The organism is Rhodopseudomonas sp. P2A-2r (genome assembly GCF_026015985.1).
GTDB lineage: Bacteria > Pseudomonadota > Alphaproteobacteria > Rhizobiales > Xanthobacteraceae > Tardiphaga.
Map to the genome: position 1 here is coordinate 1,553,678 of NZ_CP110389.1, position 16,722 is coordinate 1,570,399.

General features: G+C 64.2%; 7 protein-coding genes. All 7 read left to right on the forward strand.

The features are described 5' to 3' along the window. Positions 1-12 precede the first annotated feature (12 nt). Entirely contained in the window at positions 13-1,029 is a 1,017-nt protein-coding gene (locus ONR75_RS07455; RefSeq protein WP_265082040.1) for a FecR family protein, read from the forward strand. A gap of 449 nt (positions 1,030-1,478) precedes the next feature. Then, positions 1,479-8,597, forward strand: coding sequence for a filamentous hemagglutinin N-terminal domain-containing protein (locus tag ONR75_RS07460; protein WP_265082041.1), 7,119 nt, complete (start codon positions 1,479-1,481; stop codon positions 8,595-8,597). Continuing rightward, entirely contained in the window at positions 8,594-11,584 is a 2,991-nt protein-coding gene (locus tag ONR75_RS07465; protein ID WP_265082042.1) for a hypothetical protein, read from the forward strand. Before ONR75_RS07460 ends, ONR75_RS07465 begins: the two co-directional genes overlap by 4 nt. A 1,183-nt stretch (positions 11,585-12,767) precedes the next feature. Continuing rightward, positions 12,768-14,240 carry a filamentous haemagglutinin family protein gene (locus ONR75_RS07470; RefSeq protein ID WP_265082043.1) on the forward strand — a complete coding sequence of 491 codons (1,473 nt, stop codon included), beginning with the start codon at positions 12,768-12,770 and terminating at the stop codon, positions 14,238-14,240. Positions 14,241-14,506: 266 nt separating this feature from the next. After that, a complete protein-coding gene (locus ONR75_RS07475; RefSeq protein ID WP_265082044.1) occupies positions 14,507-15,184 on the forward strand; it encodes an STN domain-containing protein in 678 nt (225 codons plus the stop codon). Then, positions 15,145-15,738: an RNA polymerase sigma factor gene (locus ONR75_RS07480; protein ID WP_265082045.1), complete on the forward strand. Its 594-nt coding sequence runs from the start codon at positions 15,145-15,147 to the stop codon at positions 15,736-15,738. Before ONR75_RS07475 ends, ONR75_RS07480 begins: the two co-directional genes overlap by 40 nt. Continuing rightward, complete coding sequence (locus ONR75_RS07485; protein ID WP_265083579.1) at positions 15,722-16,720, forward strand: FecR family protein; 999 nt, start codon at positions 15,722-15,724, stop codon at positions 16,718-16,720. Before ONR75_RS07480 ends, ONR75_RS07485 begins: the two co-directional genes overlap by 17 nt. The last annotated feature ends 2 nt before the right edge of the window (positions 16,721-16,722 follow it).

The window sequence follows — 16,722 nt, forward strand, 5'->3', positions numbered from 1 at the left end:
GGAACTGAAAGAGTGGTGGTGGGATTCGAGGAAAGCCACGATGGCGTCGGCGGGCAAAAGAAGGCCTCGGGGTCGGCGCGCGACGGCGAGTTGCGTCAGCAGGCCGTGGCGTGGCTGTCACTGTTGTCGTCCGGCCGGGCCACGCAGGCCGATGGAGAGGCCTTCAAACGCTGGATCGGCCTGGATGCGGCGCACGCACAGGCTTATGCGAAGGCATCCCATGTCTGGAATGGACTGAAGCCGGTCGCCGAAAATGCGGTGCCCCCGCCCGCCCGCGCGATCGTAAATGCGGGGATCACGCGCCGCGCGATGTTCGGTGGCGCGGCTGCCGCCATGGCTGCCAGTGCGGCCTATGCAGCGGTTCATCCGCCTTTGGCGCTGTGGCCGTCGCTTCTGGAATTGGGCGCCGATGTTCGAACCGCGACAGGCGAACGCAAGCAGATCGATGTTGCCGCCGGCATCAGCGTCGATCTGAATACACGGACCAGCCTCAGCCTGCGCTCCAATGCGCGCGACGGACGCTATGTCGAATTGATCAATGGCGAAGCGGTGGTGGCGGCCGGGCCGCAGGCGAACGGCAGCTGTATATTCGCCGCCGGCACCGGCCGCGTCATCGCGCAGAACGCAAGGTTCGATATCCGGCGGGATGGCGACCGCAAGGTTCGCGTCGCCTGTCTCGATGGCAGCATCGATGTCGAGCACACCACGCAAACCGTCAAACTCGGTGCGAACCAGCAGATGACCTACGATCATGCGATCGCCGGCAAAGCCGAAGACGTCGACCCGATGCAGGTGACGGCCTGGCAGCAGGGTCGTCTGCTGTTTCGCCAGACGCCGCTTTCGGAGGTCATTGCTGAAGTGAATCGCTACCGGCCCGGCTTGCTGGTCCTGATGGATGACAGTCTTGCGTCGCGCCGGATCGACGCCAGTTTCCAGATCGGTCGTCTTGAAAATGTAATAATCTATCTGCAGCAGGCCTTCGATGTTCGTGTGCGCAGGTTGCCCGGCTCCGTAGTTCTCATCGGCTGAGCCATTTGAGAGAATGAACAGGGAGAAAGTTTTAACGGCGCGGTTCTGATCTATGTCGGCCCAAGCGTCGAAGGGATAGACGAGGAGTTTGATCGGCACGTCACCGATAAACTCTCTATCTGTCTCGGATCGCTAGATCCGCACCTATGATGAGTTGGAGCCGGTTCATGTCGTTTGTCACGCTGTCGTCATCGTATCGTAGCAACCGTCGCTCTGTTCGGCAGCAGGTACAGAACAGTTCGAACGACGGCGTTGCGATGGCATCCGGAGTTGGCCGCAAGAATCGGTCGTTGCTGCTTGCCGGCGCCAGCGTGATGGCGCTGATAGTGACAACGCAGGCCTCAGCGCGCCCCCTGACGGGTGGCGCAGCCTCGCCATCGCCGGGCTTGACTGCACAGTCAAATGCGTTGGCCGCTCAACAGGCAGCACAGCAGTCGTCACAGCAGTCGATGTCGCGGGTGACCCAGGCGCTGGCGGCGATGCGCGCCGTCCAGGCCGCCGCGCGCAATGCTGCGCTCAGCTCTCCCGGCGCTGTGCCCAACGGCATCACCACGGGCGGACTGGATCCGGTCAGAACCGGCGTCTCGGCGGCGCTGGACACGACGGGCAAGAACACCTGGGACGGTGCGCTTCAGCCGACGCAAGCCAGCAATGCGAGTGGACAAGTCGATGTCACGGTGCGGCAGACCCAGAGCAATGCCATCCTGTCGTGGAAGACCTTCAATGTCGGGCGCGATACCACGCTGACTTTCGACCAGCAGGGCAATTCCAACTGGGTCGCGCTCAACCGCGTCGTTGGCAACGTTGCCCCGAGCCGGATTCTTGGCAATATCAAGGCCGACGGCACCGTTCTGGTCATCAACCAGAACGGCATCATCTTCGGCGCCGGCAGCCAGATCAATGTCGGTTCGCTGATCGCCACTGTTTCCGATGTTGGCCCGGCGTCCATCGCTAAGGCGGGCGTATCGGTCGCCACCACGTTGGCCGAGCGCAATCAGATGTTCATGCAATACGGCCTGCTCGGCTACGCCGACGCGACGGCCGCAGATGCGACGATCAACAATAGGCCCAGCACCTTTTCTGCGTTAGCGGGAGCAACCGGGATTGGCGATATAACCGTCGAGCAGGGCGCGTCGATCAGGACTGTTGGAGACAATGGCTTGATTTTGCTGGCGGCGCCGCACGTGATCAATGCAGGCTCGCTGGCAGCGCCCGCCGGCCAAGTGATATTCGCAGGCGGCACCTCGGTTTCGCTCGCCCGCGCCACCGGGGCATCCGACAGCTCCGACCCGAATGTACGCGGGCTCTTCGCCTTCGCGGGCGGCGGCACTGTCTGGAACCAGGCAAGCGGACTGATCGAAGCCGACCGGGGAAACATTACGCTGACCGGTGCAGCGGCTGTCAATGACGGCGTGCTGTCATCGACGACCAGTGTGTCGCGCAATGGTTCGATTCTGATCGACGGTGCTAATATCCGCCTGTCCAGCGGCAGTCTGATTTCGATCCGGCCGGATTCCAGCGCCGAGACCATCGCCCAGGATGCGACTTCGCTCGCCAATTTCAAGCCGTCGGAGATCAGGATTGGCGGCCTGCTGTCGAACGTTTCCAACACTGAAATGCAATCCGGCGCGTTTATCTATGCGCCGGGCGCCAGCGTCACGTTCGGCGCCCCCTCGGGGGCGGCTGTCTCCGGAATGAACAATCAGTTCAACACCGCGATCCCGACGATCTTTATCGACGACGGCGCCGTGATCGACGTCGCCGGCCTCGCCGGGGTCGTAATCCCGGCGTCGCGCAACCAGGTAACAATTTCGCCGGTCAAGGGCAACGAGCTGCGCGATTCGCCGCTCTATCGAGCAGGCTTCCTGAACGGCGCCACGGTCTATCTCGATCCGCGCCTGTCGGGGGTGCGCGCCGACGGCGTGGCATGGATCGGCTCGCCGCTGATCGACGCCGCCAGCTACTATCAACTGGTCGGCGTCAGCGCCAGCGAACTGATGACCAAAGGCGGCAACGTCACCTTCGGGGCGATCAATTACAATGGTAACCCGAGCACCGCGGCCATTCCCGGCATCAATGCTTCCAGCGTCATCCTCAAATCCGGCGCGGTCATCGACATCGCCGGCGGCTGGGTGACGTATGAGGCCGGCATGGTTCAGCAGACCATGCTGGTCTCATCCAGCGGACGTATTGTTCCGATCGGCGCTGCCAATCCGGACCAGACCTACACCAGCATCTACCAGGGGTTCACTGTCAATCATGCGAGGTGGGGCTTCGTTGAGTTCTATGCCGATCCATTCAAGAACGGCTCGCACTATGAAACACAGTATATCGAAGGACGAGATGCCGGCTCGCTGACCGTCAAGGCGGCCGCGGCTTTGCTGGAAGCCACGATCTATGGCCAGGCCTTCGCGGGGGAACGCCAGCGCGCAGCAGCCAAGGCGGGCACCGGCAAAACTCTCGTCTACAACGACCAGCGCCCGGTGCAGGCGGCGTCTAGCGAATTGCCGGCCGGCGGCATGCTGTTCGTCCAGCTCGATTCCGGCGGTGGCAACATCGCCATCGGTCATAATCCGACACCGTTACCTAACGATTTCAGCTACGGGCAGCGGGTGGTCATCGCACCAAATGGATCGTACACGTTGCCGACGCGTGATCCCAATTCGGTCCTGCCTGCGTCGCGCCTGAATACGGTGACCTTGTCCGACCAGATGATCTCGAATGCCGGCCTTAGCGAAGTCGCGCTGTATTCCGGCGGTTCGATCGTGGTCGATGCCGATGCTCGGGTGGCGCTTAATGCAGGCGGCGTGTTCGACGCGCTAGCCGGCCGCAATATCCGGATCGATGGCGGCATCTCCGCGCCTTCTGGCAAGGTCGCGCTGGAGACCTATTATGGAGCCGGATCGATCTTTGCGCCGACCACGCCCGCGCTTGGCAGTTTCGATATCGTCGTCAATGGACGCATCGATGTCGCTGGACGCTGGGTCAATGATTTTGGCGCCACGGACCGCATCCTCGGCAGCGCTTGGCTCAACGGCGGGTCGATTTTGATGTACGTTGCCTCGCGCGATCTACTGATCGAGGGGATCACCAGCGCGAACGGCTATATTGGCAACAACGCGGCCAGCTACGGCAGCAATGCGTCGACTTATCTTCCCACTGATATTTCTGGCAGCATATTGATCAATTCGGGTGCGAAGCTCAATCTTGCCGGCGGCGGTCGCATCGACCAAAAAGGTAAGTCCAATCTCACTGCGACCGGCGGCAACCTCTCGCTCCGCAGCGATACCGGCTACTATCAAATCTCGGATGATCCGCAGTTTGACCGCAGCCATTTCCGGGTTAACAGCAATGGCGCCATTGCGCTCAATCCGAGCCAGATCAATACCCGCATTGCGATCAATCCTGGCGCGATCGAGGCGCACGGTTTTGGCGGCGGCGGCACCTTCACTCTGGTCACGCCGCAATTCGAATTAGGCACCGGCACGGCAGCGACCGGGACCGTGCTGCCCTTCGACTTCGTCTCGACGGCGGGCTTCGCCACCTACAACATCACCTCCTACAAGACCGACATCAGCGCCAGCACCTTCGACAACGGTAAAGGCGGCTATAACGCGGTGCTGGCAACGCAGACCCTGACTATCGGCGACGGACAGAACCTGCTGCTGACGCAGTCGGTGCTGCCCAGCCTGCTGAATTCGGCGCAAAACGCGGCGCTGCGCAATCTCGGCAGCGGCGGCGATCTGCTTTCGGTGCTGGCGCCGGTGCTTCCCGACAACGCCTGGGACAGCAAGGCCGTCAATCTGAACTTCGGCGGGCTGATCGAGCTTCATGTCGCCCAGGGCGGGCGCATCACCGGCGCCGCCGGCAGCACCCTGTCGGCATCGAAATTGTTCAACGAGGGCGCCATCCGGATTGCCGGCGGTACGATTACGCAGTCGCTGGTGCTACCAAGCCTCTATGCGAGCGGGTTCGATGGCGGGACGAAGGCAAACCCCCAGGGCGCGGTGCATGCACTCTCTGACATCCTCAGCGTCCGGGCCGACGGGTTGATCGATCCGAGCGCGCTCAATGCCAAGGGCATCAAGAATCCCCAGGGACGTGTGCTGACCAATCAGGAGGTGGCCGGAGATCAGGCCAACGGCTACCAGGAAAACATCTATCTACTCGGGATACTGGAGGCCGATCAGGGCATCGTGCTGGCGCCGGGTAGCGTCACCGACTTGTCGGGCGCCGCAATCGCCAATCCGCGGGCCTTCGCGGCTAATGGCCGGCCCCTGAACGACGGTCGCATTGTCGCCGGCGGGACGCTGGCGTCGCTTGGCGCCTCGCGGCTGGGATCGACCTTGTTCAAGGCCCAGACAAACTCGGTGTTTGCGCTCTTCAACCCTGTCGGTTGGCGGATGCCGGAAACTATCGTGGCGCAGCCAGGTTCGGTGCTCGATCTCTCCGGCGCGGCCGGATCGTTCGATATGATTGCCGCGGGCGGCGCCATCTCGATGTGGAGCAAGAACAACTATGTCAGCACCCCGGCCTGGAGCGACGCCGGATCGCTGCTGGCGGCCAACGGCGCCACGCTGACCGGCGCAACGATCCGTGCGCAAGGGGGCACGCCGCAGGCCAATGGCGGCACGCTGCTCATTCTCGATCCGATCTTGACGCAGCGCGATCCTGCGCTCCCCGCGAAGAACGCGATCTCTGCCGACATGATCGGCAGCGCCGGGTTCGATACCATGGTGGCGATCGGCAGCGTGACGTCGCTGGGCGACGCCACGCTCGATCTCGGACGTGCTTTCTTCCTGCAGAGTCGGCCCTATCAGAGCGTTGTTTCCACGTCGAATATTTCCGGCGCCGATCCGCTGATACCGGTGGTGCGATCCGGCGGGCGTCTCGAGATCGATGCCCACTACATCGGCATTGCCAGTGCAATCGACACGATTTTCGACCCGAATATCGGCGCCGTCGGCACCGGCAGCGTGATCCTCAAGGCGGATACCATCGACGTCACTGGCGCGGTGATCTTCGATCGCTCGGTAGCCAACGCAACGCTTCAGGCCACTGGCGACATCCGCCTCAACGGCGTGCAGCAGTGGCAGCGGACCTATGACGCCACCTTCGTCCCGACCGTCTACACGCTGCAGGGCGGCATTGCCGCCAACGGCAATCTCTCCTTGATCGCGGGCCAGGTCTATCCGACCACCGGCAGCACCTTCACAATTTCCTCTACTGCGGCGAACGGCACCATCGCCTTCGGGCGCAGCGGCGCGACGGTGCCTGCCACGCCCTATTCGGCGGGCGGCAACCTCGGCGTCTATGCCGCCCATATTGCCCAGAGCGGCGTCGTGCGGGTGCCGTTCGGCACCCTGACGCTCGGCTCCAACACGACCTATAGCAAGACCTCCAGCGGTGGCGCCGTGACAAATTTTGCGCCGGCGACGCAGAGCGTTGCGTTACTCGACGGCAGCATCACCGGCGTCTCCGCCAACGGTCTCGTGATTCCCTACGGCACCACCACCGATCTGAAGGAATGGTATTTTTCGCCGACTGGCGTCGAGGCCCTGACGGGGCCGCCGATCAAGGTGCTGCAGATCAGCGGCGCCAGCATCGCCATCAATGCCGGCGCGACCGTCGATCTCAGCGGCGGCGGTGACGTCTCCGCCTACGAATTCATCCCGGGCACCGGCGGTTCCCGCGACGTACTGGATCGCTTGAACAGCGACCAGTACAGCGGCAACAAGGGCTATCAATATGCCGACGGGCGGCAGGTCTATGCCATCGTCCCCGGCCTGTCGAACGCCGCCGCCGCGCCCTACGATCCGATCTATTCCGCCGACTACGCCAACCTGTATTCGGTCGCGGGCGTTGGCCGGAGGGTTTATCTCGACGCTGCGCCGGGTCTGGCGGCTGGCTGGTACACCTTGCTGCCGGCAAAATACGCGATGCTTCCCGGCGGCATGCGGGTGGTAGAGCAGACCGGCGCGAGCCTGCCGCGCGACACCGGCATACAGAACGCCGATGGCTCGCTACTGGTGTCCGGCTTCTATGGCGACGCGATTGCCGGCTCATCGCAATCGGCAATCAAGGCCTTCAACGTACAGTCGCAAACGGCAATCCTGCAGAATTCCCGTATCGTCATCAGCTCCGGCGATGCCCTCGCGCGAGCCTCGGCCGCATCGACTGGCGTATTGACGCCGCGGCTCGGCGTCGACGCCGGGCGGTTGGTGCTCAATCCGGTGGCGACCCTCACCATCGATGCCGCCCTCAACGCCGCCGCGGCGCCGGGTGGCCGCGGCTCGCAGGTCGACATCGGCGGCAGGAATTTCGAGATCGTCTCGACCCTGTCCGGCGCGCCGGCCAATGGGGCGATTCAGGTCACCGCCGACAGTCTGACCCGGCTCAATGCCGGCAGCCTGCTGATCGGCGGCGTCCGCACCGACAATGCCGACGGCACCACCAGCCTGCTCGTCAACGCGCAATCCATCCTGGTCGCCAACGATGCCGCGCATCCGCTGTCGGCGCCGGAAATCGTGCTGGTCGTCGACGACCAGATCGCCAACCCGGTGGCGTCGCGCATTACGCTGGCCGACGGCGCCGCCATCATTGCTACCGGCGTGCTTAACGACGAGCGCGGCGGCAACTACATCATCGACGGCCGTGTCACGTCGACTGTCGATAATCAAGGAAGACCGCACTATATCAACCCTCTCGTCACCGCCGAGGGCGCGCTGTTCCGCGTCGCCAACGGGCCGGAGCGACTGGTCAGCCGCTTGAAGGATCCGCAGACGCCGGTGGTGCCCGCCGCTAGCCTGATCGTTGGCAATATCGTGGCCAAGGGCAGCTCGATAGGTCTCGATACGTCGGGCACCGTCGCCCTTGCCAACAATACCGTGCTGCAAGCGAAATCGATTTCGCTCGGCGCCCCCGCGATCGCCTTCACCTCGGGCGCCGTCACGCCGGGCACCGTCATCCTGACGCCGCAGTTGCAGACGCTGCTGTCGCAGGGCGAGCATCTGACGCTGCACGCCCAGACCAGCATCGGCTTCGACGACGGCGCCTACAGGTTCGGGTCCACCACCTTCGACGCGCAAACGCTGGTGGCGCGCCAGGGCGGTAGCGTCGCAATCACAGCCGCCGGGCTCCGGCTCACCAACAGCACTGGCACCGCGGGCGTCTCGACCGGGGGGACCGGTTCGCTTGCCTTCATGGCGGACGAAATCACGTTCGGCGCAGGCACAGTTGCTACCAGCGGTTTCGGCGCAGGCGTCAGCCTGACCGGCGCCAAGGGCGTGTTCAGCGGCGGCGTAGCCGGCGTGTTCGACGTTGGCAACGCCAGCCTCACGCTTATCGCGCCCTATCTCGGCGACCGCGCCGTCTCCGGCACAGCATCCGAGACTGCCTCCGATCTGACGCTGCGGACCACCGGCGCCGTGTTGGTCAGCAATGCAGGTCTCGCTGCCATCGACGCCGGCCAAATCGCCGGCGTTCCCGGATCGTCGCTGACGATCGAAGGAAATGGCGTGGTCATCTCCGGCACGCGCGTTCGTTCGACCGCAGCATTCTCAATGTGACATCGACCGGCGCCATCATTCTCGCCAACGGCGCCGTGCTGGAAGCGCCGGGCTACGCCAAGACCTTCGGCGACAGCGCCGATCCCGTGACGCGCTCGGCGCCGGGCGGCGCGTTGACGCTGGCCGCGCAGGGCGCCGGCGGCATCAGCCTCGGTAACGCGACCCTGTCGGTTGGCGGCGGCGCCGGCAATGCCGGAAAGCTCACATTGTCTGCGCCGAATGGCGCGATCGATCTCGGCACCGCTGTGCTGGATGGCCATGGCGGCATGGGCGCCAGCGGCGGCATCTTCTCCCTCGACACCCAGAGCGCGATCGATCTGGTGGCGTTGAACAACAGGGTCGGGGCCTATGGCTTCACCGGCGGCTTCGACCTGCGCACCCGCAGCGGCGACATCGTGCTCGGCCTCGGACAAACCCTGCGCTCCGGATCGGTCAACCTCACGGCCGATGGCGGCTTCGTCATCGTCGGCGGCACCATCGACACATCGGGCGTCAATGGCGGCGATATCGCGCTGTACGGCAATCGCGGCGTGACGCTGCAAGCCAGCGCGCGCCTCGACGCCACCGCCAGCGGCTATGCCGCCGACGACAGCCGGCAGGCGTCGGCCGGCAATGTCACCCTCGGCACCGATTTCATCGCCGGCACCACCTCGACCTCCGGCGCAGGCGTCGTCTCAGGCACCAGCGGAAAGATCACGGTCGCCTCCGGCGCCGTGATCGACGTCTCCGCCAAACGCCCAGGCGACCGGCTGGTGCCGCTGCTGCGCAACGGCGTGGTCTATTATCAGGCGGCTAAGGGCGACCAGGGCGGCATCGTCAGCTTCCGCGCGCCGGTGATCGACGGGCCGAGCGGCAAGACCGTCAATGTCGAGGTCGCTTCGGCGGCGAGCGTGGTCGGCGCCCGCGCCGTCGAACTCGAAGGCTTCAAGCGCTGGGATCTCGCCGCGGTCGCCGCCAGCGGGCTTTGTACCGGCGTGACCAATGTCGCGGGGACCATCACGCTGGACGTTGCGGCGGGCCTCGACACCGCCAATGCCGACGGCACACTGACCACCGTCGCCGGCCTCAACTTCCTCGGCGACAACGGCGCCGATACGGTGGTCGACTTCGTCCAGAGCTACGACGTTTCGGCTGCCTATGCCAATCTCGGCGGACTTGCCGGGCAGGCGAATTTCACCGCGCGGCCGGGCATCGATCTCGGCCATAGCGGCGACATCGTGCTCAATTCGAACTGGAACCTGGGCGCCGGGATCGTCAATGTCACCGCCGCCAAGGCGGCCGGGCTGATGGATGTCGATGCCAAGACGGGGCAGGCCTATGTCAAGGTCGGCAGCGAAGCCGAACTGCTCGCCAACTACACAAAAATGACCTACCGCGTCGGCGGCAAGGCCACCGGCGCCGCGCCGAAGCTTGCAATCCGCGCCGGCGGCAATCTGCAAATCAAGGGCAGCGTCACCGACGGCTTCTTCCAGTTCCGTGACCAGTACGATCCGACATTCCAGGCTGCTGCCGCCGGCCTGACAAGCAGCACCACGCTGTCATTGCTCGGCGGCGAACGTGACGCAAGCACTTACATCGACTGGAGTACCTACATTAACGACCCTACGCCATGGGATAACTATTACTCCACGTTTTTCAACGGCCAGGATTACACCGGGCTGGGCATCGATCAACTGACGGCGGGGGCGGCGGCAGCGGTGGCCCACGTCCGCTGGCGCCGCACGTGCCGTTCAACCCGCTCGGCAATCTCGGCCGCGGCGCTGAGTTCGGGACCGGGCGGCGTCGGCGATGCGCTGGCCAGCGCGGTGGTGTTTCCGCTGTTGCCGGGCAACAGGATTGCGACGTCGTCGAGCTATCGTCTGGTCGCCGGCGCCACTGCGAGCACCGACCCGGTGCGCGTGGCCGGATTCGGCACTGCGAGCCTGATTGTCGATGGCGCCAAGCCCACGACCATGACCATCACCGCGGGTTCGGCGTCCGGTACTTTCCTGATCGATGTGTACGACGGCGCCTCTAACTCTATGGGGGCTTCATTCCAGGCCGGGCAGGGCACCTTCGAGAGCTATCTCGAAAACCTGTTCCCCGGCCTGGATGGCGACACCGCAATCTCGCTGCCATACTGGTCCAAGGTCCCGACCGATTTTCAGACCTTCATCACCAATACCCTTAATGCCAATCCGAGCGCCCATGTGAAGGTCTGGCGGTCTCCGCAGCAATGGAATAACTACCGCGAGGTCACCATTTCGGTGTCGCTGTTCTCGCAATTCCTGCAGCAATATCCGGGCGGATTCCCGGGGCTGGCGAGCGGCGGTGGCGCCAGTGTCGCAGTGCCGCTGATCCGGCAAACCATGATCCGCACCGGCATCGGCAGCATCAGCCTGGCGGCCGCAGGCGACGTCGACCTGCGCGGCTCGGTGGCGCCGGTCTACGTCGACGGTAGAGGACAGGTGTCAACAATCCCGACGGCGACCAATGCCGGGCTGGACGTCAGGTCGCAGCAATTGGGCGGGCCGGCGATCTATACCGCGGGCTATGGCGTGGCGGCCTCGACGGCCAGCGTATTCAGCACGGCGTCGAATTATGGCTACGGCATATCGGGCCTGCAAAACAACAGCATCGCAGGCGTGGTGCTGGCCGATCCGGTCACTCTCGACGGCGGCGGCGACGTCAGCGTCAGCGCGGGGCGCGACGTGCTCGGCCGGCGCGATCTCAGCCTGGCGGCGACACTCGACGCTTTCACCTCCCCGTCGCCTTTGTTGGTTCCAAGGATCAGCCCTGGCGGATCGGCCAGATCGGCACTGCGACCAGCGTGGCGATCAATCCGCAATTGTTCCGCGAGGGCCTCGGCACGCTCGGCGGCGGCGATATCCTCGTCGACGCCGGCCGCGACGTCTCGACCATTTCCACCGTTGCGGATACCTCGCTCCAGACCAAGGTGCTGCCCTCCGGCGCCAGCACGCTGCAGACCTTCGGCGGCGGCAATGTGACGATCCGGGCCGCGCGCGACATTCTCGGCGGCCGCCTCGATGTCGGCTCCGGCGCCGCGGTGCTTAGCGCCGGCCGCAACATTGCCGATGCCGCGAGCATCGTCACTGGTGTGGTCCAAGAGGGCTATTACCTGCCGGGAGATACGGTTGGCCAATCGCGCTATGTTTACACGCTACTCGCCGACCAGTTGCGCGTCCGCGTCTCCGACGCCAGCGCGGACCTGTCGGCCGGCGGCGCCATCAGCCTGCAGGGGGTGAGGGCGCTCGGCGTCGGGCCGGCGCAGTACGACGGCGGTAATCCCGCTTTCTTGACCGCGGTGGACAATCTGTACGGCTTTTATTCGGCCTATAGCAGCCTTAACCTGCTTGCCAATGGCAGCATCACCGTCACCAACAATGGAAGCGCCACTTTAGGCGGGGTAACAACCACCTTCGATCTGCTGACAACCTCGTCCTTCTTGAAGGCGATCTATCCCGCCTCGCTGATCGCTGCGTCGATTACCGGTGACGTCAATTTGGTTGCCGGCGGCGCCAATGTCGCAAGAAACATTCTGTTAGTGCCGAGCGCGCACGGGCAGTTGCAATTGTTTGCCGGGCACGACCTTGCCCCCACCACCATTGCCATGCTCGACAGCGATCCGGGGCAGCTGCCAGGGTTGTTTTCGACCTACGTCAACAATCGGGATTATTACACCGGCGGCATCCCGTTCGACTTTCCGGCGGTGTTTTCGACCACGACCGACTACGCGCTGTCGCAGCAGCACAACAAGGTCGCGACCCATGGCGAGGATCGCGAGCCGGTCTATCTCTATGCCGGCCACGACGTCGGCACCGCGGCGCAGGGCCTGACGCTGTCGATCCCGAAGCAGGCGCGGGTCTCCGCCGGCCGCGACATCGTTAACATGATGTTCTTCGGCCAGAACCTCGCCGACACCGACATCACCCGGATCGTCGCGGGGCGCGACATCACGGCGACGACGAAGCTGGTGCAGCCGCTCACGAATGTCGCGTACGATGCAAATTCTGGCCTTTATACTTATATCTACGGCGCGGCGCGGCCGGCGTTGCAAGGCAACGCCATCATTCTTGGGGGCCGGGCGATCTGTTCGTGGAAGCGGGCCGCAATCTCGGCCCTTTCCTGAATTCTTCTGTCAGCCTGGAAGTCATCGATAACGGTTTTGGTGTGCCGACGAGTAAGTTGCAGAGTTTCGGCGGCGGCATCCTGTCGGTCGGCAACCAGCGCAATCCCTATCTGCCGGCTGAAGGCGCCGACATAAATGTGGCGTTCGGCGCCGGCAAGGGCGCCGATTACGCCGGGCTGCGCGAGGCCTATGTGGCGCCCGGCAGCGCCGCCAACGCGCTCGGCGACTACAGCGCCAAGCTTGTGTCCTGGATGCGAAGCAATGCCAGGACCGAGCTGCTCCGCGCCTACAACACCACCGACGTCAGTGCCGACGACGCCTATGCGGTGTTCGTCACCCTGCCGCAGCTGCGGCAGCGCGCCTTCCTGATCAAGCAGGTTTACTTCAACGAACTGGCTGCGACCGCCGATCCGAAGGGCGTGTCCTATCTGAAATATTCCCGCGGCTATGCCGCGGTGAACACGCTGTTCCCGGCGTCCCTTGGCTACACCGCCAACGGCCTGACCGGCGGCGCCGGCGACAGCGCGCTGGTCTCCACCGGCGATCTCGACCTGCGGCTGGCTGCGATCGAGACCATGTTCGGCGGAGACATCAGCATTCTCGGCCCCGGCGGCCGGGTGATCGCCGGCTCGGTGGTCGCCACCAGCCAGCAGGCGGCGCGGCGCACCTTTGACGGCGGCCGGCTGTTCTCGGGCGGCGCCGCTTTGGCTGCCGGTCTTCCGACCACAATCCGCAGCATTCCGACGGGCTACGAAGGCGTGCTAACGCTGCGCGGCGGCGATATCTACACGTTTACCGACAGCGATTTCCTGCTCAATCAGAGCCGGCTGTTCACCGAGCAGGGCGGCGACATCGTGATGTGGTCGTCGAACGCCGACCTCAACGCCGGCCAGGGTGCCAAGACTAGCGCAAACTTCCCGCCGATCGTGGCGCATATCGACCAGAATGCCGACATGACGGTCGATGTGCTCGGCGGCGTTACCGGTGCCGGCATCGCCGCGCTGCAATCGACGCCCACTGCGCGCAAGTCCAAGGTCTACTTGATCGCGCCGCGTGGCACGGTGAACGCCGGCGACGCCGGGCTGCGGGTCTCGGGCGATCTGTCGATCGCGGCGCTGCGGATCGTCAATGCCGACAATATCAAGGTCGGCGGCGTGACCACCGGCGTTCCAACCGTACAGGCGCCCAATATCGTCGCACTGACTGAAAGCTCCAATGCGACGGCCGCAACCCAGCAGGCAACGTCACCCACGCCCGCGAAGAACGACAATCCCTCGGTGATCATCGTCGAAGTGCTCGGCTACGGCGGCGGCGACAACAACTCCGAGGAAGAGCGACGTCAGAAGGCCAACGAGAAACGATCGGACCTGACCGTGCCAAACCGGACAGCCAGCTATGATACGGGAAGTGCGGTTCAGGTGCTGGGCGACGGCGCGCTGGGGGAGGCGGACAGCAGATATCTGACTCTGGAAGAACGCCGCAAACTTTCGCCTCTTGTCGTCGTGCAGCCCTGACATGGAGGTCATGAATGGCGCTGCATCAGGACGACGACACATCGATCCTCCCGTTCCCGGCACGACCGCTTCTGGCGCAAAGCGGCCGCTCGTTGCTGGGATATTGAACGAGCCGCTTACATCCAAGGGAGCAAGGCAGCTATGTGACATCTTCGTGTAATATTTAGCGATTAGGACGCCGCATGAGCAAAGCGTGCGTTTCGCCAAACGAGAGTCGAGTACTGTCGCCCGCTGTCGTTACGTTCCGCAGCGCATGGTCATGTCCGATGCTGGCGGTTGTTTGTGCCTTGTCAGTCGGTGCGGTGTCTGCCCAGCAGGCCGTGAGCCTTGACATTCCGGCGCAGCCCTTGGCGAGGGCGCTCTTTTCGTTTAGTGCGGCCACTGGCGTCGAGGTTCTGGTCGATGCGCGACATGCGGCCGGTCGTCGGTCTTTTCCCGTCAAGGGTGCCATGCCGCCGCGCCAAGCCCTGACACTGTTGCTGACAGGATCGAACCTGATCGCGCGCGAATATGCGCCGGGGACGATCACGTTGAGCGCTACCGAACCGACAGCGCCATCGGCAACCGTCGAGGCTTATTTTGCGGAAATTCAGCGCGCTGTGCGACTGGGCCTGTGCAGCGATGCCGTCACGGCGCCCGGTCACTACCGGTTGGCGCTCAAGCTGTGGATCGGACCGGGCGGCGAGATCGTACGCTCGAAACGGCTCGACACGACCGGGGATGACGCTCGCGATCTTGCGGTCGACGTGGCGATGTCGAAAATAACAATCGGAACGCCTCCGCCTGCGGAATTTTCGCAGCCGGTTGCGCTGGTGGTTTCCCGGGCTACACGCACGACAGCGGCCCTTGTGCCGTCGGCGCGCCCGCTTTGTGCCGTGCTTCGAATCGCTGACAGCGCATCTTCATGGCCGATTCCGCTCCCACCTTGCTTCGCCAGCTGTTGATCACAGGCTATGACGAGTTGAAGCGGCGGCTGACGCGCCGCGTCGGTTCGGCGGATGTCGCGGCCGAAGCATTGCACGAAACCTGGATCCGTCTGGGCCATCTCAACGACACCACGGCGGTCCGACGTCCGGAATCCTATCTTTACCGCATGGCGCTCAATGTGGCGGTGGACCGCCATCGCGCGGACCGACGCTGGTTCGACAAGGCCAGTTTCGAATCGGTGCTGCGTGCCGACGACGACCAACTCGACCCGGAGCAGATCGTTTCCATGCAGTCAGAAATGACCGCGCTGGAGCGGGTTCTGGCGGAATTGCCGGAGCGACGCCGCGCCATCTTCCTTGCGGCGCTGACGGAAGAATTGACCTATCGCGATATTGCCAAACGTTTTGGCATTTCGCTTCGCTCGGTCGAACGGGAGATGAGCCGCGCATTCGGCCATTGCGGCAAGCGAATAGAAAGTTTTGCCGGAAAGCGGCGGGTTGCCCACGTGGGGAACGTCTTGTCGATAGAGAAAGCGCGGCAGCGCACCGGGGGTGATGACCGTGACGACTAATGTGGACGAATCCGATGATCCGCTGTGCTCGGCACGTCGCTGGGTCGTCCGGTTGCGTTCGGGAGACGTGAGCCAGCAAGATCTCGATGCCCTGGCGCGGTGGCGAGCCGAAAGCCCGGCGAACCGGAAAGCGTTCGCGCTGGCCAATGCGCAGTGGGATCTGCTGCGGAGCGCTGCGCTGAATATTGTCGCAAATCAGGCGACCGCCCATACATCGCGAGAAGTCTACGCCATGCGCGCGCTGACGCGGCGGGCCTGGATCGGCGGCGCGATGGCGGCGTCGGTGGGCGGTGCGGTCTATCTGGCCGTGCGTCCGCCGCTTGAGTTGTGGCCATCCTTGGCCGAACTGGGCGCGGATTATCGCACCGATGTCGGTGAGCGCCGCCAGATCGCCTTTGCCGACACCACATCTGTCGAGATGAACACCCGCACCAGCCTCGTGTCCGCCGAAGGCGAAGGTAATGCCCGTTGGATCGACCTGCTGGGCGGCGAAATTGCGGTCAGCACTGCGCCCGGCGCATCGGCGCCGGCGCGACCGTTCGTGGTGATGGCCGGCAATGGCCGCACCTCCGCCACGCAGGCGACGTTCGATCTGCGTCGTGATGCCGACAACGTCTCGGTGGCCTGCCTCGATGGCGAAGTGAAGATCGAATGCGGCAGCCAGACGGTGACACTGGCAGCGCGGCAGCGCATCGCCTACAGCCCGCACGGGCTTGGCGACCTCACGTCGACCGAAGGCAGGGTCGTCGGTGCCTGGCGGCAAGGCCTGCTGGTGTTCGACAACCAGCCGCTGGCGGAGGTGATCCCGGAGATCAATCGCTACCGGCGCGGCAGGATCGTCCTGACCAACGAACGGAGCGGTCGCCTGTTACTCGATGCGACCTTCAGGCTCGACCGGATCGACGAAGTCGTTCCGAAGATCGCACATCTGTTCGGGCTGCATCTGAGAACCTTGCCTGGCGGGCTGGCCTTCCTAAGTTGATG

What these genes read in the sequence shown, in the direction of transcription:
- ONR75_RS07485 (WP_265083579.1), top strand. Translation starts at nt 15,722, where the DNA reads ATGACCGTGACGACTAATGTGGACGAATCCGATGATCCGCTGTGCTCG.
- ONR75_RS07480 (WP_265082045.1), top strand. Translation starts at nt 15,145, where the DNA reads ATGGCCGATTCCGCTCCCACCTTGCTTCGCCAGCTGTTGATCACAGGC.
- ONR75_RS07475 (WP_265082044.1), top strand. Translation starts at nt 14,507, where the DNA reads ATGCTGGCGGTTGTTTGTGCCTTGTCAGTCGGTGCGGTGTCTGCCCAG.
- ONR75_RS07460 (WP_265082041.1), top strand. Translation starts at nt 1,479, where the DNA reads ATGTCGCGGGTGACCCAGGCGCTGGCGGCGATGCGCGCCGTCCAGGCC.